The organism is Arthrobacter sp. 05N33_2, from assembly GCF_056397425.1.
Genome location: NZ_JBFTNJ010000055.1, coordinates 1 through 22,343, shown reverse-complemented (window position 1 = coordinate 22,343; position 22,343 = coordinate 1). Strand labels below are relative to the sequence as shown.

At 67.7% G+C, this 22,343-nt stretch carries 20 protein-coding genes and 1 rRNA gene; 16 read left to right on the top strand and 5 right to left on the bottom strand.

The window, feature by feature from the left end; all coding sequences use genetic code 11:
• The 13 genes from rrf to AC1DHX_RS16560 form a co-directional block, all read left to right on the top strand.
• Positions 1 to 84 (top strand): 5S ribosomal RNA (gene rrf / locus AC1DHX_RS16620); the annotation flags it as partial.
• A gap of 413 nt (positions 85 to 497) precedes the next feature.
• Positions 498 to 2,525, top strand: a complete 2,028-nt coding sequence (locus AC1DHX_RS16615; protein ID WP_476859882.1) for a hypothetical protein — start codon at positions 498 to 500, stop codon at positions 2,523 to 2,525.
• Positions 2,526 to 2,529: 4 nt separating this feature from the next.
• Positions 2,530 to 3,519 carry an HAD-IIA family hydrolase gene (locus AC1DHX_RS16610; protein WP_476900255.1) on the top strand — a complete coding sequence of 330 codons (990 nt, stop codon included), beginning with the start codon at positions 2,530 to 2,532 and terminating at the stop codon, positions 3,517 to 3,519.
• 9 nt (positions 3,520 to 3,528) lie between these two features.
• A complete protein-coding gene (locus tag AC1DHX_RS16605; RefSeq protein WP_230010829.1) occupies positions 3,529 to 3,867 on the top strand; it encodes a hypothetical protein in 339 nt (112 codons plus the stop codon).
• The gene (locus AC1DHX_RS16600; RefSeq protein WP_476900254.1) at positions 3,864 to 4,676 is read left to right on the top strand and encodes a TlyA family RNA methyltransferase; all 813 of its coding nucleotides are present in this window, start codon (positions 3,864 to 3,866) and stop codon (positions 4,674 to 4,676) included. The genes AC1DHX_RS16605 and AC1DHX_RS16600 overlap by 4 nt, the downstream gene beginning before the upstream one ends.
• A gap of 22 nt (positions 4,677 to 4,698) precedes the next feature.
• Positions 4,699 to 5,736 carry an NAD kinase gene (locus tag AC1DHX_RS16595; protein ID WP_476850376.1) on the top strand — a complete coding sequence of 346 codons (1,038 nt, stop codon included), beginning with the start codon at positions 4,699 to 4,701 and terminating at the stop codon, positions 5,734 to 5,736.
• Between the two features lie 3 nt (positions 5,737 to 5,739).
• A complete protein-coding gene (recN, locus tag AC1DHX_RS16590; protein ID WP_476859880.1) occupies positions 5,740 to 7,476 on the top strand; it encodes a DNA repair protein RecN in 1,737 nt (578 codons plus the stop codon).
• A gap of 100 nt (positions 7,477 to 7,576) precedes the next feature.
• Complete coding sequence (locus AC1DHX_RS16585) at positions 7,577 to 9,370, top strand: CTP synthase (RefSeq protein ID WP_476900253.1); 1,794 nt, start codon at positions 7,577 to 7,579, stop codon at positions 9,368 to 9,370.
• Between the two features lie 27 nt (positions 9,371 to 9,397).
• Complete coding sequence (locus tag AC1DHX_RS16580) at positions 9,398 to 10,060, top strand: NUDIX domain-containing protein (RefSeq protein ID WP_476850379.1); 663 nt, start codon at positions 9,398 to 9,400, stop codon at positions 10,058 to 10,060.
• Between the two features lie 8 nt (positions 10,061 to 10,068).
• Positions 10,069 to 11,100, top strand: a complete 1,032-nt coding sequence (xerD, locus tag AC1DHX_RS16575; RefSeq protein ID WP_476859886.1) for a site-specific tyrosine recombinase XerD — start codon at positions 10,069 to 10,071, stop codon at positions 11,098 to 11,100.
• 32 nt (positions 11,101 to 11,132) lie between these two features.
• On the top strand, positions 11,133 to 11,732 hold the full coding sequence (locus tag AC1DHX_RS16570; protein WP_476900252.1) for an RNA polymerase sigma factor: 600 nt from the start codon (positions 11,133 to 11,135) through the stop codon (positions 11,730 to 11,732).
• 362 nt (positions 11,733 to 12,094) lie between these two features.
• Complete coding sequence (locus tag AC1DHX_RS16565; protein WP_476857875.1) at positions 12,095 to 12,490, top strand: hypothetical protein; 396 nt, start codon at positions 12,095 to 12,097, stop codon at positions 12,488 to 12,490.
• A 35-nt stretch (positions 12,491 to 12,525) separates the two neighbouring features.
• Positions 12,526 to 13,008 carry an NUDIX domain-containing protein gene (locus AC1DHX_RS16560; RefSeq protein WP_476900251.1) on the top strand — a complete coding sequence of 161 codons (483 nt, stop codon included), beginning with the start codon at positions 12,526 to 12,528 and terminating at the stop codon, positions 13,006 to 13,008.
• A 93-nt stretch (positions 13,009 to 13,101) separates the two neighbouring features.
• On the opposite strand, the gene AC1DHX_RS16555 is transcribed toward AC1DHX_RS16560, so the two are convergent.
• The 4 genes from AC1DHX_RS16555 to AC1DHX_RS16540 form a co-directional block, all read right to left on the bottom strand.
• Positions 13,102 to 14,241: a bifunctional 2-methylcitrate synthase/citrate synthase gene (locus AC1DHX_RS16555; RefSeq protein ID WP_028277410.1), complete on the bottom strand. Its 1,140-nt coding sequence runs from the start codon at positions 14,239 to 14,241 to the stop codon at positions 13,102 to 13,104.
• A gap of 65 nt (positions 14,242 to 14,306) precedes the next feature.
• The gene (gene prpB / locus AC1DHX_RS16550; protein ID WP_476859878.1) at positions 14,307 to 15,206 is read right to left on the bottom strand and encodes a methylisocitrate lyase; all 900 of its coding nucleotides are present in this window, start codon (positions 15,204 to 15,206) and stop codon (positions 14,307 to 14,309) included.
• The gene (locus tag AC1DHX_RS16545) at positions 15,206 to 16,726 is read right to left on the bottom strand and encodes an MmgE/PrpD family protein (RefSeq protein ID WP_476859877.1); all 1,521 of its coding nucleotides are present in this window, start codon (positions 16,724 to 16,726) and stop codon (positions 15,206 to 15,208) included. Before AC1DHX_RS16545 ends, prpB begins: the two co-directional genes overlap by 1 nt.
• Positions 16,719 to 17,378, bottom strand: a complete 660-nt coding sequence (locus AC1DHX_RS16540; RefSeq protein ID WP_028277407.1) for a GntR family transcriptional regulator — start codon at positions 17,376 to 17,378, stop codon at positions 16,719 to 16,721. Before AC1DHX_RS16540 ends, AC1DHX_RS16545 begins: the two co-directional genes overlap by 8 nt.
• A 187-nt stretch (positions 17,379 to 17,565) precedes the next feature.
• Here AC1DHX_RS16540 and AC1DHX_RS16535 point away from each other — a divergent pair, with 187 nt between their 5' ends.
• The gene (locus tag AC1DHX_RS16535) at positions 17,566 to 19,476 is read left to right on the top strand and encodes an AMP-binding protein (RefSeq protein WP_476900256.1); all 1,911 of its coding nucleotides are present in this window, start codon (positions 17,566 to 17,568) and stop codon (positions 19,474 to 19,476) included.
• Between the two features lie 18 nt (positions 19,477 to 19,494).
• On the opposite strand, the gene AC1DHX_RS16530 is transcribed toward AC1DHX_RS16535, so the two are convergent.
• Positions 19,495 to 20,433, bottom strand: a complete 939-nt coding sequence (locus AC1DHX_RS16530) for a LysR substrate-binding domain-containing protein (protein ID WP_476850473.1) — start codon at positions 20,431 to 20,433, stop codon at positions 19,495 to 19,497.
• Between the two features lie 241 nt (positions 20,434 to 20,674).
• Between AC1DHX_RS16530 and AC1DHX_RS16525 the strand changes: the two genes are divergently transcribed.
• Positions 20,675 to 21,793, top strand: coding sequence for a PrpF domain-containing protein (locus tag AC1DHX_RS16525; RefSeq protein ID WP_476859876.1), 1,119 nt, complete (start codon positions 20,675 to 20,677; stop codon positions 21,791 to 21,793).
• Positions 21,794 to 21,803: 10 nt separating this feature from the next.
• Positions 21,804 to 22,343: transporter permease (locus AC1DHX_RS16520; protein ID WP_476900250.1), on the top strand; the 540-nt coding region annotated here is incomplete at its 3' end.

Genomic DNA, 22,343 nt, shown 5'->3' with positions numbered 1-22,343 from the left:
CCCATCCCGAACCCGGAAGCTAAGACCCACAGCGCCGATGGTACTGCACCCGGGAGGGTGTGGGAGAGTAGGTCACCGCCGGAACACCATTAACGGTCGAGGACCCCCACCACCAGGTGGGGGTCCTCCCGCATTTAACGACCCAWACGGACCGGGACCGCGCAACACCTGCGGGAGCATCCCGCCACACCCCGCCAAACGTGAGGGAGCGTCACCGGACTTCCCGCCCAAGGTGGGGGAGCGTCACAGCCGCCGTCGACCACCCAACTGCCCGCCAGCCGGCGGCCGCCGACAGAAGTGCCCCGGGAGGTTGTGAGACTTCCCACCGCGGGCCCCCGTCGACCTGGTGCCGTTAGCCGGTGGCGGGTTGCTCGCCTAGAATTGGGGGAGATGTACGGACTTCGAAGCGCTTGATTTCGGGTTGCGTAGGAAACGAAACACGGAACAGAGCGGCTGCGATTGCGCCAGTGGTCAGCTCACAACAGGAGGATTCCAGCATGGCTGAGCACAATGATGGCAACCGCGGCGGCAAGGCCCACGGCAACTCGGGCGGACGCAGTTCCGGTGGAGCCCCGTTCCGCGGCACCAGCAACTCTGGCGGCGATCCCCGCGGATTCCGTTCCAGGGAAGACCGTGACCGTAAGCCGTATGGTGATCGTGCTCCGCGTGAGGGCGGGGATCAGCGCGGCTTCGGAAACAGCGAGCGTAAGCCGTACAGCGGCGGCGGTGAGCGTAAGCCTTATGGTGATCGTGCTCCGCGTGAGGGCGGGGGTCAGCGCAGCTTCGGTGGCGACAGCCGTCCGTCCTATGGTGACCGCAAGCCGTACAGCGGCGGTGGTGAGCGTAAGCCTTATGGTGATCGTGCTCCGCGTGAAGGTGGGGGTCAGCGCAGCTTCGGTGGCGACAGCCGTCCGTCCTATGGTGACCGTAAGCCGTACAGCGGTGGTGGCGATCGTGACCGTAAGCCGTACGGTGATCGTGCTCCCCGTGAAGGTGGGGGACAGCGCAGCTTTGGTGGCGACAGCCGCCCGTCCTATGGTGATCGCAAGCCGTACGGCGGTGGTGGCGATCGGGACCGTAAGCCGTACGGTGACCGTGCCCCGCGTGAAGGCGGGGATCAGCGCAGCTTTGGTGGCGACAGCCGCCCGTCCTATGGTGATCGCAAGCCGTACGGCGGTGGTGGCGATCGGGACCGTAAGCCGTACGGTGACCGTGCCCCGCGTGACGGCGGCGGCCAGCGCAGCTTTGGTGGCGGTGGCGACCGTGACCGCAAGCCTTACGGCAGCGGCGAGAACCGCAAGCCCTTCGGCACCCGCGAGGATCGTCCCGCACGGGGCTTCGACCGTGGCGACTCAGGCCCGCGCCAGTACGGACGCGACCGCCCCGAGGACCGTCCGGTTCGCGTGCCCAATGCCCGCGACCTCCGCAGCGCCAACCGCCCGGACCGGGAGCGTTCACCCCAGATCGACGAGGACGTCACGGGCAAGGAGCTTGACCGCGCCACGCAGCACCAGATCAAGACCCTCGAAGGCACCAGCGCCGAATGGGTGGCCCGCCACCTCGTCATGGCCGGGCGGCTCCTGGACGAAGAACCCGAGCTTGCCTTCCAGCATGCCCTGGCGGCCAGCCGCCGTGGCGGACGCCTCGCGTCCGTCCGCGAAGCTGTCGGCCTGACGGCCTACGCAGCCGGCCACTATGGTGAAGCCCTCCGGGAATTCCGGACCTACCGCCGGATCAGTGGCTCCAACATGCACCTGCCGGTCATGGCCGACTGCGAACGCGGCCTTGGCCGCCCGGACCGTGCCCTGGACATGGCCCGGTCCGACGAAGCCAAGGATCTCGACGCCCCCGGCAAGGTGGAACTGGCCATCGTTGCAGCCGGGGCCCGCACCGACCTCGGGCAGCTCGACGCCGCGGTTTCCGAACTGGAAATCCCGCAGCTGGACATCAACCGCGCCTTTTCCTACAGCCCCCGGCTGTTCCGTGCCTATGCTGACGCGCTGACGGCAGCCGGCCGCGCTGCCGAAGCCGCCAAATGGCAACGCCAGGCCACCGTGGCCGAAAACGCGCTGGGCCTCGGGGCTGACGAGGAACCCGACATCATCGATCTCGGCTGGGACGAGGAAGAAGAAGCCCGCGAGGAGGAACGGCAGCGCCGCCTCCGGGCGCAGGAGCATGCCGACACGCACGCCGGAACCGAAGAGCGCGCACCGCGTGCCGCAGGTGCCGCTGCCGCGGCAGAAGCCACCGGCGCCGCAGCCGGAGTGGCCGGCTTGAACGCGGGCGATGAGCTCGCCAGCGACGACGGAGCCGACGACGCAGAAGCCGGCTACTTCGAGTCTGACGACGCCGAGTCCGACGTGGATTCAGTGGAATCCGACGTGCTCGACGAAGCTGATGACGAAGCCGATGACGAAGCCGACGGCGAAGCGATCGACGAGGCCGACCTGGAACTGAACGATGACGCGGACCAGGAACTCTCCGCTGACTCAGAGCCGGCGCAGCACGAAAGTGTGGAGGACTAATCGCATGACGGGAACCGCCCTGATCGCCACCTTTGATGCCCTGCTCTCCGATCTTGACGGCGTTGTCTATGCCGGCCCCAACGCCATTCCCGGGGCCGTCGAGTCGCTGCGCCGGCTGGCCGGGGTGGGCGTCGGGCTGGGCTACGTCACCAACAACGCATCCCGTTCCCCGGCACAGGTGGCCCAACACCTGCGCGATCTCGGCGCCCCCGCCGAGGACCACCAGGTGGTGAGTTCCTCGCAGGCAGCGGCAGCGCTGCTGGCGTCGATGCTGCCGGCCGGGGCACACGTGCTGATCACGGGCAGTGCCGCACTTGCCCGGGAAATTGAACTGGTTGGCCTGGTTCCCGTCCGCGGCGCGGAGGATGCCCCCGTCGCCGTCGTTCAGGGCKTTAGTCCGGAACTTGGCTGGAAGGACCTCGCCGAGGCATCGTACGTCGTCGCCGGCGGCGCCCTGTGGGTGGCCACCAACACGGACTGGTCCATTCCCCAGGCGCGTGGAATTGCCCCCGGTAACGGGACGCTCGTGGCCGCAGTGGCAGCCGCGACCGGCAAGAGTCCGATCGTGGCCGGCAAACCCGAAGCCCCACTGTTCCACACTGCCGCCAAGCGGCTGGCGGCGGACCGGCCGTTGGTCGTCGGCGACCGCCTGGACACCGACATCCTGGGCGGCAACAACGCCGGTTTCGCCACCGTCGCCGTGCTGACCGGAGTGGACACGAGGGAATCGATCCTCGCGGCACGATCTGTGGAACGCCCCGATTTCCTCATCAATGATCTGACCGGCCTGTACGCGCCATACCCTGCCGTAGAGCACGACGCCGGGCGGTTCCGCAGCGGCACGGCCTCGGCGGTCGTGCGGGGGCAGTCGGTCCACATCAGCGGCGACCCCGCCGACCTCGATTCGTGGCGTGCCGCCTGTTCGGCCTGGTGGGCCGCAAACCCCGAGACGACCAGCGCGCTGGCTCCGGTCCTCGAGTGGTCCGATCACTAGGCTGGACACATGAGCGAGCTACACCAGGGACTGGACCAGGCCCCAGACGAACAGCCGGCTGAGGCGCCGACCCCTGCGGCCGATGTCGCTTGGCCCGAGCTGCCGTCGCAGCAGCTCCCGGCGGAGCTGTCCGGGCACGCCGCACCAGAACACGCGGCAGCAGTCCTGGATCCGGCCGTCAACGCTGTCCTGGACCGCCTCGGGGCCGTGCGGCAAATGCCTGTGTCCGGGCACGGCGAAGTCTATGCGGGCATGCATGATGCCCTGCTGGAGGCCCTGAACGAAGACGTCGCCGGCCACGCCGGCGTGGCGCGCCGTATCCATGCCGCGGGGAACGGGGGATCGTGAGCCGGCTTGACCAGGCACTCGTCAGCCGGGGGCTCGCCAGGTCCCGGACCCATGCCGCCCGGCTCATTGCCGAGGGCAAGGTGAGCTCCGGGGGCGAGGTCCTCGCCAAGGCGTCCCTGCAGGTCCCGGACGACGCCGCGCTGGACGTTACGGCCTCGGCCGAGGACGGCTACGTCAGCCGSGCCGGGCACAAGCTGGCCGGCGCGCTGGAYGCCTTTCCCGCCGTCGAMGTCSMRGGCAAAMGGTGCCTCGACGCCGGCGCCTCCACCGGCGGGTTCACCGAKGTGCTGCTTCGGCGCGGTGCGGCCCACGTGGTGGCCGTCGACGTGGGGCACGGCCAGCTGGTGCCGGAAATCCGGAATGACTCCAGGGTTTCCGTGCACGAAGGCCTCAACGTCCGCTACATGGCGGCCGCGGAAATAGGCGGACCGGCCGCCCTGACGGTGGCTGACCTGTCCTTCATCTCGCTGACGCTTGTGGTGGCGCCACTCGCGGCCTGCACCCTGCCCGGCGGCGACCTCGTCCTCATGGTCAAGCCACAGTTCGAGATCGGCAAGGACCGGCTGGGCCGGACCGGCGTGGTCACCTCGGARCGCGAACGCCGGCTCGCCGTGGGCAAGGTGGCTACCGCCGCCGTGGACGCGGGCCTGGTCTTGTCAGGCCTCGCCCAGAGCCCGCTGCCGGGCCAGGACGGCAATGTCGAATACTTCCTGTGGATAAAACGCGCGATGTCGGAAGTCCCGCCTAAGATCGAGGAGCGGGACGCAGCTGTTGCTGCGTTGCTCGGAACAATCTGGCCGAACCACTAGTACCACCAGAAGGCGGAACCTGATGAGCAGGCGTGTCCTGATCCTGGCCCACACAGGGCGCGAGGAGTCCCTCAAGGCTGCCTGGGAAGCGTGTGCGCTGCTGCACGAATCCGGGCTGGTCCCCGTGCTGCAGGAGAACGAGCTCGGGGACATGGTCCGCTTCTTCGGCCGGCTCGACCACCCGGTCGAGGTCCTTCACGACCACGTGAAGCTGCCCGACGTGGAACTTGTCATGGTCCTCGGCGGAGACGGCACCATCCTCCGGGCTGCCGAACTGGTCCGCGAAGTCGACGTGCCGCTGCTTGGGGTGAACCTTGGCCACGTGGGGTTCCTGGCCGAGAGCGAACGGGCCGACCTCGCCCAGACCGTCGAGTGGATCGCCAGCCGTGACTACACGGTGGAAGAGCGCATGACGATCGACGTCCAGGTCTGGGTCCGCGGCCAGAAGATCTGGCACACCTGGGCCCTGAATGAGGCCGCGATCGAAAAAGGCAACCGGGAACGGATGCTGGAGGTGGTCACCGAAGTCGACGAACGCCCCCTGACCTCATTCGGCTGCGACGGCGTCGTCCTGGCCACGCCCACAGGCTCCACGGCCTACGCGTTTTCCGCCGGCGGTCCCGTGGTGTGGCCCGAGGTCGAGGCCCTCCTGATCGTGCCGATCAGCGCCCATGCCCTCTTCGCGAAGCCGCTCGTGGTTTCGCCGCGGTCCCGGCTCGCCGTCGAGATCCTGAACCGCACCGACGCCCAGGGCGTCCTCTGGTGCGACGGCCGCCGCTCGGTGGATCTGCCGCCCGGCGCGCGCGTCGAAGTGACCCGCTCCGCAACGCCCGTGCGTCTGGCCAGGACGCACCAGACCCCCTTCTCCGGCAGGCTCGTGCGCAAATTCCAGCTCCCCATCCAGGGCTGGCGCGGGCCCGTGCCCCAAACCCGGGCCATCCACACCGGCCCCCTCCCGATCATCCGCACGCCCCGTCCCATGCCGCCGCTTCCCTCGCCGCGCCACGCCGAACCCGGTGACGCGCCCGATCCCTTGCCAGATCCCACAACCGAGAAGTGAACCATGCTTGAAGAACTGCGTATCCGCGACCTCGGCGTCATCACCGACGCCACCCTGCCGCTGGGCCCGGGCCTCAGCGTGGTGACCGGTGAAACCGGTGCCGGCAAGACCATGGTGGTGACCGCCGTCGGGCTGCTCCTCGGTGCCAGGTCCGACGCCGGCGCCGTCCGCAGCGGCGCGAAGAGCGCCTCGGCGGAGGCTGTGCTGAAGCTCGACGCCGGCCACGCTGCCGTCGCGCGGTGCAGGGAAGCCGGGGCCGAGGTGGAGGAGTTCGACGGCGGTGTGGAACTGCTGCTGGCCCGCAGCGTCGGAGCTGACGGCCGCAGCCGGGCCTATCTGGGCGGACGCGCCGCGCCGGTGGGGGTGCTGGCCGAAATCGGCGAAACCCTCGTGGTGGTGCACGGACAGTCGGACCAGATCCGGCTCAAGAGCCCGGTGGCGCAACGCGGCGCCCTGGACAAATTCGCTGGCGAGAGCCTTGCGGGCGCGCTGACCGCCTATCAGGACCTCTACGCGCACTGGCATGCCAGCCAGGGCGAGCTGGACTCCTTGCGCAGTGCCGCGCGTGAACGCCTCCGCGAGGCCGAGTCGCTGCACGTTGCCCTGGCCGAGATCGACGCCGTGGACCCGCAGCCGGGGGAGGACGAGGCCCTCAAGGCCGAGGCCGTGAAACTGGCCAACGTAGAGGAACTGCGGATCGCGGCCAGCACCGCCCACCAGGCCCTCATCGCCGAGGACTTCGGTGAAGAAGCCGACGCCACCACCCTCGTGGACGCTGCCAAACGCACCCTGGAGCACGTGGCCGAACACGACGGGGAGCTGGGCTCTGCCGCGGCGCGCCTGGCCGAGGTCGGTTTCCTGCTCAACGACATCGCCGCTGAACTCGCCAGTTACCAGGCCGCCCTTGACACGGAGGGCCCGGAACGGCTCGCCGAAATCGAGGACCGACGGGCCGCGCTGGCCAAGCTGGTCCGCAAGTACGCGCCGAGCATCGACGAGGTGCTGGTCTGGGCGGAGGAGGCCCGGGCCCGGCACGAGGAACTCCAGGACGACTCCACCAGGATCGAAGCGCTGGACGCCGAAGTCGCACGGGCCGAAACCGAGCTCCGGAAGAAGGCCGCCGGGATCAGCAAGGCCCGCACCAAGGCCGCCAAGGACCTCTCCGCGCGGGTCAGCGCTGAGCTCACGGCGCTGGCCATGGCCGATGCCACCCTGGTCATCAATGTGGAGCCCGCAGGCCAGCTGGGACCGTTCGGGGCCGACGAGATCTCCTTCCTGCTTCAGCCGCACTCCGGCGCGCCGGCCCGGCCGCTGGGCAAAGGCGCCTCGGGCGGTGAACTCTCCCGCGTCATGCTCGCCATTGAGGTGGTGCTTGCCGCCGTCGATCCCGTCCCGACGTTTGTCTTCGACGAGGTCGACGCCGGCGTCGGCGGCCGTGCCGCCGTCGAGATCGGGCGCCGGCTGGCGATGCTGGCCCAGCACGTCCAGGTCCTCGTGGTGACCCACCTGCCGCAGGTGGCCGCTTTCGCGAACCAGCACATCAGGGTCACCAAGACCTCCGTGCGGGGCGCTGACGGGGCTACCGCCACCGGCTTCACCTCCAGCGACGTGCAGCTGCTGGACGAGGCCGAGCGCGTCCGCGAACTGGCCCGCATGCTGGCCGGCCAAGAGGACTCCGAATCAGCCCAGGCCCACGCCCAGGAGCTGCTGGACGACGCCAAACTCCTCCCGCAAAGCTAGGCGGGCCCGAAAGGACCTCCGCAGGGACTTCCGCAAGGACCGCTGCTAGGACAACAATCACATCGGGATCCCGCCAAGGAACCCGTGGAAGGCCGAATTGATGATAAGCTCAAACCCCGTGGTGCAGCGATCAAACTCTCGTGTAAATTCCCGGTTTCCGGGCTCGTCCAAGACGACCAAACACATCTTCGTCACCGGTGGTGTAGCGTCCTCGCTCGGTAAGGGACTGACGGCTTCGAGCCTCGGCCACCTTCTGCGGGCACGCGGTCTGTCTGTAACAATGCAAAAGCTCGATCCCTATTTGAATGTGGATCCGGGCACGATGAACCCCTTCCAGCACGGCGAAGTCTTCGTCACTGACGACGGCGCCGAGACGGACCTGGACATCGGCCACTATGAGCGCTTCCTCGATGAAAACCTCGAAGGATCGGCCAACGTCACAACCGGCCAGGTCTACTCGACCGTCATCGCGAAGGAACGCCGCGGCGAATACCTCGGCGACACCGTCCAGGTCATCCCGCACATCACCGATGAGATCAAGCGGCGCATGCGGCTTCCCGCCGAGGGCAAGAACGCCCCCGACGTCATCATCACCGAAATCGGCGGCACGGTGGGCGACATCGAGTCCCAGCCGTTCCTCGAATCCGCCCGCCAGGTCCGCCAGGACATCGGCCGCGGAAATGTGTTCTTCCTCCACGTGTCCCTCGTGCCTTACATCGGCCCGTCGCAGGAGTTGAAGACCAAGCCGACGCAGCACTCCGTTGCCGCGCTGCGCTCCATCGGCATCCAGCCCGAGGCAATCGTGATCCGGTCGGACCGAGAAGTCCCGCAGCCGATGCGCGACAAGATCGGCCGCATGTGCGACGTCGACATCGACGCAGTGATCGGCTGCCCGGACGCACCGAGCATCTACGACATCCCGAAGACCCTGCACTCCCAGGGTCTGGATTCCTACATCGTCCGCGCCCTGGACCTGCCGTTCAAGGATGTGGACTGGACCAGCTGGGACAAGCTGCTCGACGCCGTCCACAACCCGAAGCACGAAGTTGAGATCGCGCTCGTGGGCAAGTACATCGACCTGCCTGACGCCTACCTGTCCGTCACGGAGGCCCTGCGCGCCGGCGGCTTCGCCAACGACACCAAGGTCAAGATCCGCTGGGTCCCCTCGGACGAATGCGAAACCCGTGAGGGCGCCGTGCAGTCCCTGGCCGGCGTCGACGCCATCTGCGTTCCCGGCGGCTTCGGCATCCGCGGCCTGGAAGGCAAACTCGGCGCCCTGAAGTACGCCCGCGAAACCAAGCTTCCGGTCCTGGGCCTGTGCCTGGGCCTGCAGTGCATGGTGATCGAGTATGCCCGCAACGTAGTCGGCCTCGAGGGGGCGTCCTCGTCCGAGTTCGAGCCGGACTCCAAGTACCCCGTCATCGCCACGATGGAAGAGCAGCTGGACATCGTTGACGGCAAGGGCGACCTCGGCGGCACCATGCGCCTGGGCCTGTACGAGGCCAAGCTCGACGAAGGCTCCGTCGTCGCCGAGACCTACGGCGCCACGAAGGTCAGCGAACGGCACCGGCACCGCTACGAGGTCAACAACRAGTACCGCGATCAGATCGCCGCCAAGGGCCTGTCGTTCTCCGGAACATCGCCCGACGGCAAACTGGTCGAGTTCGTGGAACTTCCCCGCGACGTCCACCCGTACTACGTGGCCACGCAGGCGCACCCCGAGCTCAGCTCGCGGCCCACGCGCCCGCACCCGCTGTTCGCGGGCCTGATTGAGGCTGCCCTTGGCCACCAGCGGGCCGGCGACGCCGCGAACGCTGCAAGCAGCAGCCCGAGTGCAAAGGCCGATGCCCCGGCACCTGCGCCCAAGCCCTCGTCGGCAGCAGTGTCCAAGTAATTTCCAACTGAATCAAAGGACGGCGCGATGCCCGGTATGTCTGAGACCCCCAATGCTGCACGGCAGGTTTCGGATGAGCCGAGCCCGCGCCGTCTTTTGTCGTCCCGAAAGGTGTACGAGGGCAGGATCTGGGACGTCGTCAGCGACAGTTTCCAGCTCAACGACGACGGCGACACCCTGGTCCGGGACTACATCGACCATCCAGGCGCGGTGGCGGTTCTCCCGATGAACGACGACGGCGACGTGCTGCTGCTCCGGCAGTACCGGCACCCCGTCGGCATGGACCTCTGGGAGATCCCCGCCGGGCTGCTTGACGTCGAAGGGGAGGACTTCGTCGTCGGGGCCGCCCGCGAACTGGCCGAGGAAGCGGACCTCGTCGCGGACCGCTGGAACGTGCTGGCGGACTTCTTCAACTCCCCGGGCTCCTCCAGCGAGGCCATCCGCATCTACCTGGCCCGCGGCCTGAGTGAGGTGCCGGGACATGAGCGGCACGTCCGCACAGACGAGGAAGCCGAAATCGAACTGCGCTGGACCCCGCTGGACGAGGCCGTGCAGGCGGTCCTTGACGGCCGCCTCCACAACCCGTCCGCCGTCGTCGGCGTCCTGGCCGCTGCCGCCGCCCGCGCGGGCAATTTCGAAAGTCTCCGCCCGGCCGACGCGCCCTGGCCCGCCCATCCCAGCCAGCGCTAGTGGAGCCGCTGATCGCCGAACCGCCGGCCCCGGCGCAACTTCCGGCCCCGGCGCAGGCAGCCGCTCCCGAGCGCCCGCCCGCCAGGGCGTTGACGGCGATCGACCGCGCAATCACTGACTACCTGCAGCACATGGGCGTGGAGCGGGGCCTCGCGGCCAACACCCTCTCCGCCTACCGGCGGGACCTGGCCCGCTACGCCAGGCATCTGGCCCACGCCGGCCGGGAACGCCCCGCGGAGATTACCCGGCACGACGTCACCGGATTCGTTCAGGCGCTCTCCGACGGGTCCGATGGCGGCTCCGCCCTGGGCATCCGCTCGGCGGCCCGGACGGTGGTGGCGGTGCGCGGACTCCACAAGTTCTGGGCCCTCGAAGGCATCACGTCCACCGACCCGGCCAGCGACGTCCACCCGCCCATGCCCGGCAAGCGGCTGCCCAAGGCCATCAGCGTCGATGAGGTCACCCGGATCCTCGAGGCGGCCGGCACGGACACGGCAACGGGCCTGCGCGACCGCGCGCTGCTCGAATTCCTCTATTCCACCGGTGCCCGCATCAGCGAAGCCGTGGGCCTGGACGTTGACGACATTTCCCTGCACACCTCCGGCGGGTCCGATGCCGGCGACGGGCCCGCGATCGTCAGGCTCTTCGGCAAGGGGTCCAAGGAACGCCTCGTCCCGCTCGGATCCTATGGGGCACGAGCCCTTGACGCCTACCTCGTCCGCGGCCGGCCCCTGCTGGCCGCCAAGGGCAAGGGCACCCCCGGCCTGTTCCTCAACGCCCGCGGCGGCAGGATCAGCCGGCAAAGCGCCTGGACCATTTTGAAGGCGGCGGCGGACAAGGCCCACATCACCAAGGACGTTTCGCCACACACGCTGCGGCACTCCTTCGCCACCCACCTGCTGGAGGGCGGCGCCGACGTCCGGGTGGTGCAGGAGCTGCTGGGGCACGCCTCGGTGACCACCACGCAGGTCTACACCCAGGTGACGGCCGATACGCTGCGGGAGATCTACGCCGCCGCGCACCCGCGCGCCCTGGGCTAAGGCGCAGTCCGCCGGGTCCCCGCACCGCGCCGGTGCCGGCAAACTTTTTTGCGGGCCTGTGTAAGAAAATGCCGTTCACTGGACACTTACACAGCAAGAAGAAGTCATCGATGTCCGGGGGAACCACCATGTTGGCTGCCAAAGAGCAAGCATTCATTGATCTGCACACCCAGCACTCCGCGCGGGTCTACCGCTACATTGCCTGCCGTATCAGTGACYGGCACCGCGCCGAGGAACTGGCCGCGGACGTCTTCAGAATTGCCTGGGAGAAAGAGCTGTCGGAACCGCCCGGCATTGGCTGGCTGTTGGCAACGGCCCGGAATGTGGTCGGCAATGAGTACAAGGGCCGCCGTCGCCGCCAGGAACTTGTCGAAAGGCTGAAAGACGATGCGCGCAGCCAAATCCCCGAGTCAAACAATGAAGAACGAGGCGCCGTGGCAGAGGTGCTGGTGCAGCTCAGGGAGCGGGACCGCGAGGTCCTCATGCTCAGCTACTGGGACGAGCTGACCATCGCTGAACTGGCGCAGACGCTGGGATGTTCCTCATCCGCCGCTGCGGTTCGCCTCCACCGGGCACGCCGGGCGTTCGCGAAAGCTGCCCCCTCACATCTCATGACCGAACGGAAGGACTAGCCATGGACCGCATCGAACAGCTCATGAGGGATGCAAAACCTCGGGTGGGAGCGCCGGGGGCAGAGCCGGGAAGCGACTCTGCCCGCTCAATCGTATTTTCCACGGATCCGAATGTCGTCCTTTTGGCAGGGCGCACTCCGGCACGACGGAATGCCGTGCGGGCTGCGGCCGCGACTGTACTGGCCGCTGCAGCCATCGTTGGCGCGGTGGTTGTCGGCGGCAATCTGATGCCGCAACCAGCGCCGGGGCCGGCCCAGACGGGCATCCCGGCCCCGACTGTCTCCGCCAGCCCATCGCCGTCGTCCCCAACCCCTTCCGCTGCCGCCCCCACAGCGTCTCCCACGAAAGCGGGTCCTGCCGCTTTGGGCACCGGCGGGGTCGCATGCACCCTGGCCAACATTGACCAGCAGCGCAATGACCAGCAGCGCGCGATCATCCCGATTGCCCCCGCCGAACAGGGCTACTACACGGTGCTGGGCTGCGCCGGCGGATGGCTCGCCTACTCCATTTCCGGTGAYGGGATCCGGGCACTCCAGCTCGACGGCGGCAACGCCTGGTTCAAGATCGCCAAACTGCAGAACGGCCGATTCCTCTGCGATGTCCGGCAGGAGTGGTCCAGCGTCTACAACTGGGAGTTCCAAGCCACGAACAACCAGGGCCTCACGCCGCAGCAGGCCATGGACAAGGAATTCGCGCAGAAGGGGATACCGGTCGAACTGAGGCCGCAGCTTGTCGGCGACGGCCCGGCCGCCGGATAGCGCCGGCAGCCTGCGGCAGCTATAGGGTTGAGCACATGAAGCTCACGCCAGTCACTCTCTGCTTCCCGCTCCGTGAGGCGGAGAGCGGCACCGAGGTGCTGCTGGGCMTGAARMGGACCGGCTTYGGCAYSGGCAAGATCGTGGGMMTYGGCGGCCACGTYGAGSYGGGGGAGASCGACGCCGAGGCCGTGGTCCGCGAGGTCTGGGAAGAAGCCGGGATCATAGTGCTCCAAGAGGACCTGGCCCACGCCGGCGTTGTCGAGTTCATCTTTCCGGCCCGGCCTGACTGGAACATGTCGTGCCGGCTCTTCACCACCCGGCGGTGGCACGGCGAACCCGCCGAGAGCCCGGAAATCACGCCCGAATGGTTCGACTCCGCGGCGTTGCCGCTGGAGCGGATGTGGCAGGATGCGGGGCACTGGCTGCCTCCGGCGCTGGCAGGCGAAACGATCGACGTCGTCGTGGTCCTCAACGAGGACAACGAGACTGTTGCGTCGGTCCGGATCCCGCGGCGCTGAAGTCCGCGGGCAAACAGCACGGGCCGGCCACCTACGAATAGGTGGCCGGCCCGTGCCGGCTGTCCGGTCCCGTGCGTCCCGCAGGAAGCCCTGCTACGCCAGGTGCCGTTCCTCGACGCCGTTGTACTCGCTCAAGGGACGGATCAGGGAGTTCGAATCCAGCTGCTCCATGATGTGCGCCGTCCAGCCTGTGATGCGGCTGGCGACGAACAGCGGGGTGAACGTGGCGGTGTCGAAGCCCATGAGGTGGTACGTGGGTCCGGTCGGATAGTCGAGGTTCGGCTTGATCCCCTTCGCCTCGTCCATCGCCGTCTCGAGCCCGTTGTAGAGGCCCAGCAGCTCCGGCCGGCCATAGTGTGCGATCATCTTGTCCAGCGCCGACTTCATGGTGGGCACCCGGGAGTCGCCGTGCTTGTAGACGCGGTGGCCGAAGCCCATGACCTTCTTCTTGTGGGCCAGGGCGTCCTCCATCCAGGCCTTGGCCCGGACGTGGGCGTCCTCCAGGGACTCCTCCGGCCGGATGCCGATCTCGTCAAAGGTGTGCATGACGGCCTCGTTGGCACCGCCGTGCAGCGAGCCCTTGAGGGCCCCGATGGCGCCGGTCACGGCTGAGTGCAGGTCCGAGAGCGTGGAGGTGATTACCCGGGCCGTGAAGGTCGAGGCATTGAAGGAGTGCTCGGCGTACAAAATCATGGAGACATTGAACGCGTCGACTACTTCGGGGACGGCTTCCTCACCAAACGTCATCCAGAGGAAGTTGGCGTCGTAGCCCAGATCCTCGCGGGGTTCCACCACGTCCTGGCCGTGCCGGCGCCGCTGGTCGTAGGCCACCACGGCCGGCATCGCGGCGAACAGATCGATGGCCTTGGCCAGGTTGGCTTCGCGCGAGGCGTCCTCGGCGAGGGGGTGCCGGGCCCCCAACACCGACGTGGCAGTCCGGCAGACATCCATGGGATGCGCGGTGGTGGGCAGCGCGTCAATCACCTGTTTGACGACCGGATCCAGGGCGCGCCCGGCGCGTTCCCGGGCGGTAAACTCCGCCAGCTGCTCCGCGTCGGGCAGCTCGCCGTTCCAGAGCAGGTACGCGACTTCCTCGAAGCTGCACTTGGCAGCCAGTTCCTGGACGGGGTAGCCACGGTACAGCAGCGAGTTCGTGTCCGGGTTGACCTTGGAGACTGCGGTGTAGTCCACCACGACGCCGGCGAGGCCCTTTTTAATGTCCTGTTCAGCCATGCTGAAACTCCTTTGTTCCTAACGCCTGTATACCGGCACGTGCCGGAGGTTCTATGCGGGGCTTACTACCCGGGGATCTGGAAATTAAAGACTCCGGTATCGAAACGGTTGTAAGCCTCGTAATCAACGAGATCGTACAAACGCGCACGGGTCAGCATGCTTCCAACCTGTGCCTCCTGGGTTCCGTCGGCCTTAATCGATTCCAGAGTACGCTCCGCAGCGCCCATGGCACTACGGAGCAGCGTCACCGGATAAATGACCATATTGACGCCGACGCCGGCCAGCTCCTCCACGGTGAACAAGGCACTCTGGCCGAATTCGGTCATGTTGGCCAGGATCGGGACGTTGACGGCGTCGCGGATGGCCTGGAATTCGGCCAGGTCCTTCATCGCCTCCGGGAAGATCGCGTCCGCACCGGCCTCCACGAGCGCTTTGGCGCGCTCCTGGGCGGCCTCGAGCCCGTCCGTGGCGCGGATGTCGGTCCGGGCCATGATCAGGAAGTTCGGGTCGCGGCGGGCATCGGCCGCGGCCCGGATCCGCTTGGTGGCGGTTTCCAGGTCCACGACGTTCTTCCCGTCGAGGTGGCCGCAGCGCTTGGGGTTGAATTGGTCCTCGATGTGGCAGCCGGCCAGGCCGGCGTTCTCGAGTTCCTGGACCGACCGGGCCACGTTCATGGGCTCACCGAAGCCGGTGTCGGCGTCGACGATTGCCGGCAGGTCCGTCATCCGGGCGATCTGCCCGGCGCGGGTGGCGACCTCCGTGAGGGTGGTCAGCCCGATGTCCGGCAGGCCCAGGTCATTGGCGAGGACGGCGCCGGAAATGTACACCCCGGCGAAGCCCTTCTCCTCGATCAGCCGCGCCGAGAGCGGGTTGAACGCGCCGGGGAACTGGGCGATGGTGCCGGAGGCGAGGATTTCGCGGAACCGGATCCGCTTTTGCTCCGGGGTGACTTTCGAATACAACATTAGAAGAGTCCCTTCGGGGCGCCGGCGAGGTCGATCACGCCGTCGGCGGCCTGGATGTTCAGCTGGTCCAGCTCGCCGGCGGCGAGCTCGGGGAGCCGGGCGGCGGCGGCGAGGAAGCGCTCGATCTCCTCGTCGGCCACCAGGCCGGCGGCGAGGGTGCGGAACTTGTTGACGTACTGCTCCCGGGCGAACGGCCGGGCGCCCAGCGGGTGGGCATCGGCGACCGCGATGTCATCGGTGATGACCGTGCCGTCCTTGAGCGTGATCTCCACGGTGCCGCCGAAGGCCTTCTCGGCGATGTCCAGGGAGTGGTAACGGCGGGTCCATTCCGGGTCCTCGACCGTGGTGACCTTGTGCCAGAGTTCCACGGTGTCGGGGCGGGCGGCGCGTTCCGGGGCGTAGGAGTCCACGTGGTGCCAGGTGCCGTCCTGCAGGGCGACAGTGAAAATGTACGGGATCGAGTGGTCCAGCGTCTCGCGGCTGGCCGTGGGATCGTACTTCTGCGGGTCGTTGGCGCCGGAGCCGATCACGTAGTGGGTATGGTGGCTGGTCTTGATCAGCACGGATTCGACATTGGCCGGGTCCGTGACCTCGGGGTGTTGGCCGTTGAGCTTGCGGGCGAGGTCGATCCACGCCTGGGCCTGGTATTCGGCCGAGTGTTCCTTGGTGTACGTGTCCATGATGGCCCGCTTGGCCTCGCCGGCCTCAGGCAGCGGCACGGTGTAGGAGGCGTCCGGGCCGTCCAGCATCCAGGCGATCACGCCGTCTTCGCCCTCGTAGATCGGTACGGGCGAGGTCTGGCCGCGCATCGCACGGTCCGCGGATTCGACGGCCATTTTGCCTGCGAACGCGGGGGCGTGCGCCTTCCAGGTGGAGATTTCGCCCTTGCGGGACTGCCGGGTGGCGGTGGTGGTGTGCAGSGCCTGGCCSACSGACTGGAAGATSGTYTCGACGTCSAGGCCCAGSAGGGTGCCGATGCCGGCGGCSGCGGASGGGCCGAGATGGGCCACGTGGTCGATCTTGTGCTTGTGCAGGCAGATGGCCTTGACCAGGTTGACCTGGATCTCGTAGCCGGTGGCGATGCCGCGGACCAGGTCCCGGCCGCTGGCACCGACATGCTGGGCGACGGCCAGGACCGGGGGGATGTTGTCACCCGGGTGCGAGTAGTCCGCGGCCAGGAAGGTGTCGTGGTAGTCGAGTTCACGGACCGCGACGCCGTTGGCCCAGGCGGCCCATTCGGGGGAGACGCGTTCCTCGATGCCGAAGACCTTGGCGCCCTTGCCGCCGGTGCTGGGACCGTGGGTGAGGGCCTGGGCCCGGGCCGCGACGATCGGGGCGCGGTTCAGCGAGGCAACCGCCACCGAGGCGTTGTCGATGATCCGGTTGATCACCATGTCGGTGACCTCATCGGTGACCTCCACGGGATCCGCGGCGACCTTGGCGATCTTGTAGGCGAGCTGGTCCTCGCGGCCCAGGTTTTCCTCGCTCTTGTAAACGCGGACGTGGTGTTCCTTAACCATGGTGCTCCCTTTGCTGAGGTGTATGGGTGGCTTTGACGTGCGAAAGACTGCGGTGCAGGTGAAGCGTGGTGGCGGCCTCGGCCAGGCGCGGGTTGCCGGCGGCGATCGCCTCGGCGATGGCAGCGTGCTCGGCGGCCGCGGCAGTAAGCCGGGCGGCGTCGTCGGCGGCCAGGCGCCGGACGCGCACGAGGTGGACGCGGAGACTGCGCATGGCCTGGACGAGGTAGGCGTTGGAAATGGCGGCGTCGATGGCCGCGTCCAGCCGTCCGACCAGCCCGTAATAGTCGTGCAGGGCCGGATCCTGTCCGCCGATCAGTTCCGGGGCCTGGAGCAGTTCGCGCCGCAACGCATCGAAGGTTGCGGGGTCGCCGCGCTCGGCGGCCAGGGCGGCGGCCCTGCCCTCGAGGGTTTCGCGCAGTTCGAACAGTTCGTCGATGTCGTCCAGGGAAATGTCGGTGACGACGACGCCGCGGCCGCCCGCCGTCGTCGTCAGCCCTTCGGCCGTGAGCCGGCTCAGGGCCTCCCGCAGCGGGGTGCGGGAGATGCCGAGGCGCGCCGACTGTTCCACCTCCGCGAGCACGGTTCCGGGCAGGAGGCGCCATTCGATGATGTCGTCGCGCAGGGCCGCGTAGGCCTTGTCGCTGGCGCGCATCCTGCCTCCTTCGGTGGCGGCTGTGTCGGGATGGAACAACATCAGTGTATACACGCAACGGCTCTTTGCCCAGCAATTGCCGCCTGTGGTGAACAAATAGCCGAGTTGTGTATACATGACCCTTGTATCGCCGGTCCGCCCCGGTTTACCATGGCTGCATCACAACGTCGTGGACAGGATGTACGTCATGGTCACCAAGAGCTACAGGGCAGCCTACGAACGGAGCCTGGAACATCCCGCAGAGTTCTGGCTGGAGGCCGCGGAAGGGATCTCCTGGCAGACGTCCCCGCGGCAGGCCCTCGAGGCGGGCCGGGCACCGCTCTACGACTGGTTTCCGGACGGGGTCCTGAACACGTCGTACAACGCCCTCGACCGGCACGTCGCCCAGGGCAGGGGTCAGCAGGATGCCCTGGTCTACGACTCCGCGATGGTGGGCATCCGGCAGAGCTATACCTATGCGGAACTGACGGACCTCGTGGCCCGGTTCGCCGGTGTCCTGCGCCGCAGCGGCGTCGGCAAGGGCGACCGCGTGGTGATTTACATGCCGATGATCCCCGAGGCCGTGATCGCGATGCTGGCCACCGCACGGCTCGGCGCCGTGCACTCGGTCGTCTTCGGCGGGTTTGCCCCCAAGGAACTTGCCGCCCGCATCCGCGACGCAGCCCCCGCGGCGGTGGTGACGGCGTCCGGCGGCATCGAGCCGTCGCGCCGGATTGAGTACCTGCCTGCCGTCGCCGAGGCCCTCAGTATCGCCGGCGCCGCCGAAACCCCGGTGCTGGTCAAGGCCAKGGACGGCTTCGGCTCGACGGTGGCCTCCATGGCGGCCGAGCACCCCGGGTGGCTCGACTGGGACACCGAGATGGCCTCCGCCGAGGCGGCCGCGCCGGTGGACGTCAAGGCGACGGACCCGCTGTACATCCTCTACACCTCGGGCACCACCGGCTCGCCCAAGGGCGTGGTGCGGGACAACGGCGGCCACGCCGTGGCCCTGAAATGGACCATGGAAAACCTCTACGACGTCGGCCCCGGCGACGTCATGTGGACCGCCTCGGATGTCGGCTGGGTGGTGGGCCACTCCTACATCGTCTACGGTCCGCTGCTGGCCGGCGCCACCACGGTGCTGTACGAAGGCAAGCCGGTGGGGACGCCCGACGCCGGCGCGTTCTGGCGGGTCATCCAGGACCACAAGGTCAACGTGCTGTTCACCGCGCCCACCGCGCTGCGGGCCATCCGCAAGGCCGACCCTGAGGGCCGGTTCCTGGACAAGTACGACATTGCCAGCCTGCGGACCCTGTTCGCGGCCGGCGAGCGGCTGGACACCGATACCTTCCACTGGGCCTCCCGGGTGCTCGGTGTTCCGGTGGTCGACCACTGGTGGCAGACGGAGACGGGCTGGGCCATCTGCGCCAACCCCCGAGGCCTCGGCGGACTGCCGATCAAGGCCGGGTCGCCGAGCGTCCCGATGCCCGGCTTCCGGCTCAACGTCGTCGACGGCGCGGGCGGGGACGTCGAGGCCGGCACGGAAGGCAACATCGTCCTCGGCCTGCCGCTGCCGCCTGGCACCCTGACCACGCTCTGGCGCAACGACGACCGCTACATTTCCTCCTACCTCCAGGCGTTTGAGGGCTACTATGCCACCGGTGACTCGGGCTACCGGGACGAGGACGGCTATGTCTTCGTCATGGGCCGCACGGATGACATCATCAACGTCGCCGGACACCGGCTCTCCACCGGCGCCATGGAACAGGTGATCGGCCAGCACCCGGCAGTTGCCGAATGCGCCGTGATCGGCCTCKCCGAYCCGCTCAAGGGCCAGCGGCCCAGCGGCTACGTGGTCCTCAAGTCCGGGGTGGACGTGCCCGAGGAAGTCCTGGTCAAGGACCTGATCGCCCTGGTCCGGCGCGACATCGGGGCCGTGGCGGACTTCAAGCACGTCACCGTGGTGGATGCCCTGCCGAAGACCCGTTCGGGAAAGATCCTGCGCAAGACCATGCGCCAGATCGCCGACGGCGAGACCTACGTGGTGCCCTCCACGATCGAGGACGCCGGCGTGATCGACGCGCTGCTCGACACCCTGCGCCCCGGCCCTACGGAGTGACCGGAGCAGCCTCGTGGTCTAGTGATAGTCGCCGGCCCGTTCGCGGGCGATTTCCAACAGGGTGGAGTGGAAGGCCACCTCGGCCGGGGCATAGACCTTGTCCTCCCGCTGCGCCAGCAGTATTCTCCGCAGCGGGGCAGCGGAGCCCAGGCTCAGCACCTTCACGTCGGGATGCTGAAGTGCCACGGCGGTTTTGGGCACCATAGCCACGCCCATTCCCACGCTGACCATGGCCTGGGCCTCCTGGTAGTCGTTGGCCAGGAAGGCAATCTCCGGTTCGAATCCGGCGTCGTGAGCGGAACGCTGCAGCACCTCCACGACGGGGTGGGCCTCGGCRCGCACGATCCAGGACTCGTTGCGCAGGTCTTCCATGCGTACCTGCTCCCGCTCGGCGAGTGGATGGCTGCGGGCCACCAGGATAACGGTGCTCTCCCGGAAGACCTCGGTTACGCGGATGGAATCGTCCCGGAACGGGTTCCAGGGGTAATCCCAGAGCAGGCACAGACCCGTGACCCCGGACTGCAGATCTGCGACGAGTTCGTCGAAGCGGGCGCTGCGCAAAGAGAGGCTGATGGCCGGGTAGCGCTTCTTGAAGGTCCGGATGACGATGGGCAGGAAGGATCCGGCCAGGGTTGGGAATGTACCCACAGTCAGGGAACCGCGTCTGAGGCCGGCAATCTGGCCCAGGTCGGACCGGGCTGCCTGCATCTGCCAGACGATCTTGCGGGCGTGGCCGGCCAGAACCTGGCCGGCCTCGGTGGGCACCACCCCGCGGGAGCGGCGGGTGAGCAGAGGCTGCCCCACTTCCTGTTCGAGCTTGCGCAGCTGCTGGGAGACGGCCGAGGGCGTGTACATCATCAACTCGGCCGCCGCGGTGATCGAGCCCTGCTCCACCACCTCCAGCAGAAGCGCCAGCCGCCTTATGTCGAACAAATCCTGACCTTCGTCCTTTAGCAACGCTTCACCCTTCTTCGCCTTTGGTTCATTCCCTGCCGGGACGAGGCCTGCCTTGAGGACTTCGAGCACTTTTCCTGGCAACGGACGCTTTGCAGCTGGGGAATAATCCTCCAGCGCTCTATGAATTAAGCAATCCTACATCCCCCTGAAAAAATCCAACATTGTCTAAAGTTGTGATCTGGCTCAATCTCTTTTCAGGTCCTCATTCAAGTCTGAGGCACGAGGAGAAGCGGGAAACACCATGAAGATCGAAGCCCAATGGATGCGCGGAGGCACCAGCAAGTGCTGGGTGTTCGAAGCGGAGCATCTTCAGGCGGGCGGCATCAGCCTGGATGTGCTGCTGCCGCGGCTGTTCGGCAGCCCGGATCCGCGCCAGATCGACGGCGTCGGCGGCGCCACCTCGACCACCAGCAAGGCCGTGATCGTGCACCGGCCCGTCAGTGGCGACGTCGACGTTGAGTACACCTTTGCCCAAGTCGGTGTCGAAGAGGCCGCGGTGGACTGGGGCAGCAACTGCGGGAACGGCTCGGCGGTGGTGGGTCTGTACGCCATCGAGAAGGGCTGGGTGCTCCCCAACGGAGACGTCACCCGGATCGTCACCCGCAACACCAACACCAACCAAATCATCGTCCAGCGCGTGGCCACCCCTGCCGGAGCCCTGGCCTCCGTTCCGGACGCCCGGACGCCAGGCGTACCCTTCCCCGGCTACGCTGTGGGGCTCGGCTTCCAGGACCCTGCCGGCAGGACCACCGGTGCGCTGCTGCCCACCGGTGCGGCCACTGACACCCTCACCGCCGGCGGAACCCGCTGGACTGTGTCGATGGTCGACGCCGGAGCGCCCGTCGTGATCGTCAACGCCGAAGAACTGGGCCTGGACCCGGTCAGGTACGACAGCTGGCGCGCCGGAGTGGAGCTGCAGCTGGATACCCTGGAGCAGATCCGGCGGCAGGCGGCGGTGCGGATGGGGCTGGTCCGCACAACAGCCGAAGCGGCCCGGGCCATCCCCAAGCTCGCCATCGTCGCCGCGGCCGCCCAGGCTGACCCAGACTGCGACGCCAACGTCATGATGCTCTCCATGGGCAAGCCCCACCCGGCCCTGGCCATCACCGGCAGCATCGCCCTGACCCTGGCCGCCCGCACCCCCGGCACCGTGCTGCACACCATTACGGGCGACTCCCTGGGGAGCACGCTCCGGCTCCGCACCCCCGCCGGGGTCATCGAGACCTGGAGCGAGGAGCACGACGGGACGCTCCTCGTAGGCGTCGACCGCACGGCCCGCACCATCGCCACAACCATCATCCATCTCCCCGAGGTCCCCGGCAGCGCCGTCGCTGCCTCCCTCGCGGGAGCCACCCGCTGAGGAGACCATCATGACCAAGACTGAGCACCGCACCGCTGTCGCTGCGGACCAGACCCGGGACGACGATGCCCCGCGTCCAACCCGCCGCCGCCGAATCCTGCTGGCGGCGGCCGCCGGGTTCGCGTTCCTGGCTTTGATTGCGCTCGTGCTGGGGGGTGATATCTTCAACCCTTCGGCCACCCCGCAACCGGAGCACTCCATGACCGCTGTCCAAATCATCCCGCTCGTCATCCTCGTCATTATGTTCATCGTCGCCACGAAATGGCCGCTGAACATCGGCGTGATGGGGCTGGTTGCCTCCTTCGGCGTCGGCTATTTCATGCTCGGAATGACGGACAAGCAGATCCTCGAAGAGTTCCCCGCCAGCATCGTCGTGACGATCATCGGAGTCACGTACTTCTTCAGCATGGCCCAGCGGAACGGCACCATCGACATCATCGTCCAGACCTGCGTACGCCTCGTCAGGGGCAAGACGATGCTGCTGCCCTGGGTGTTCTTCCTGATCGCTGCTGCGCTCACGTCACTGGGCACCTTCTCGCCGGCCCCCCTC

Excerpts from the sequence above, each read along its gene's own strand:
- AC1DHX_RS16595 (WP_476850376.1), top strand. The coding sequence starts at position 4,699 with ATGAGCAGGCGTGTCCTGATCCTGGCCCACACAGGGCGCGAGGAGTCC.
- AC1DHX_RS16605 (WP_230010829.1), top strand. The coding sequence starts at position 3,529 with ATGAGCGAGCTACACCAGGGACTGGACCAGGCCCCAGACGAACAGCCG.
- AC1DHX_RS16555 (WP_028277410.1), bottom strand. The coding sequence starts at position 14,241 with ATGGCTGAACAGGACATTAAAAAGGGCCTCGCCGGCGTCGTGGTGGAC.
- AC1DHX_RS16615 (WP_476859882.1), top strand. The coding sequence starts at position 498 with ATGGCTGAGCACAATGATGGCAACCGCGGCGGCAAGGCCCACGGCAAC.
- prpB (WP_476859878.1), bottom strand. The coding sequence starts at position 15,206 with ATGTTGTATTCGAAAGTCACCCCGGAGCAAAAGCGGATCCGGTTCCGC.
- AC1DHX_RS16580 (WP_476850379.1), top strand. The coding sequence starts at position 9,398 with ATGCCCGGTATGTCTGAGACCCCCAATGCTGCACGGCAGGTTTCGGAT.
- recN (WP_476859880.1), top strand. The coding sequence starts at position 5,740 with ATGCTTGAAGAACTGCGTATCCGCGACCTCGGCGTCATCACCGACGCC.
- AC1DHX_RS16540 (WP_028277407.1), bottom strand. The coding sequence starts at position 17,378 with ATGCGCGCCAGCGACAAGGCCTACGCGGCCCTGCGCGACGACATCATC.
- AC1DHX_RS16525 (WP_476859876.1), top strand. The coding sequence starts at position 20,675 with ATGAAGATCGAAGCCCAATGGATGCGCGGAGGCACCAGCAAGTGCTGG.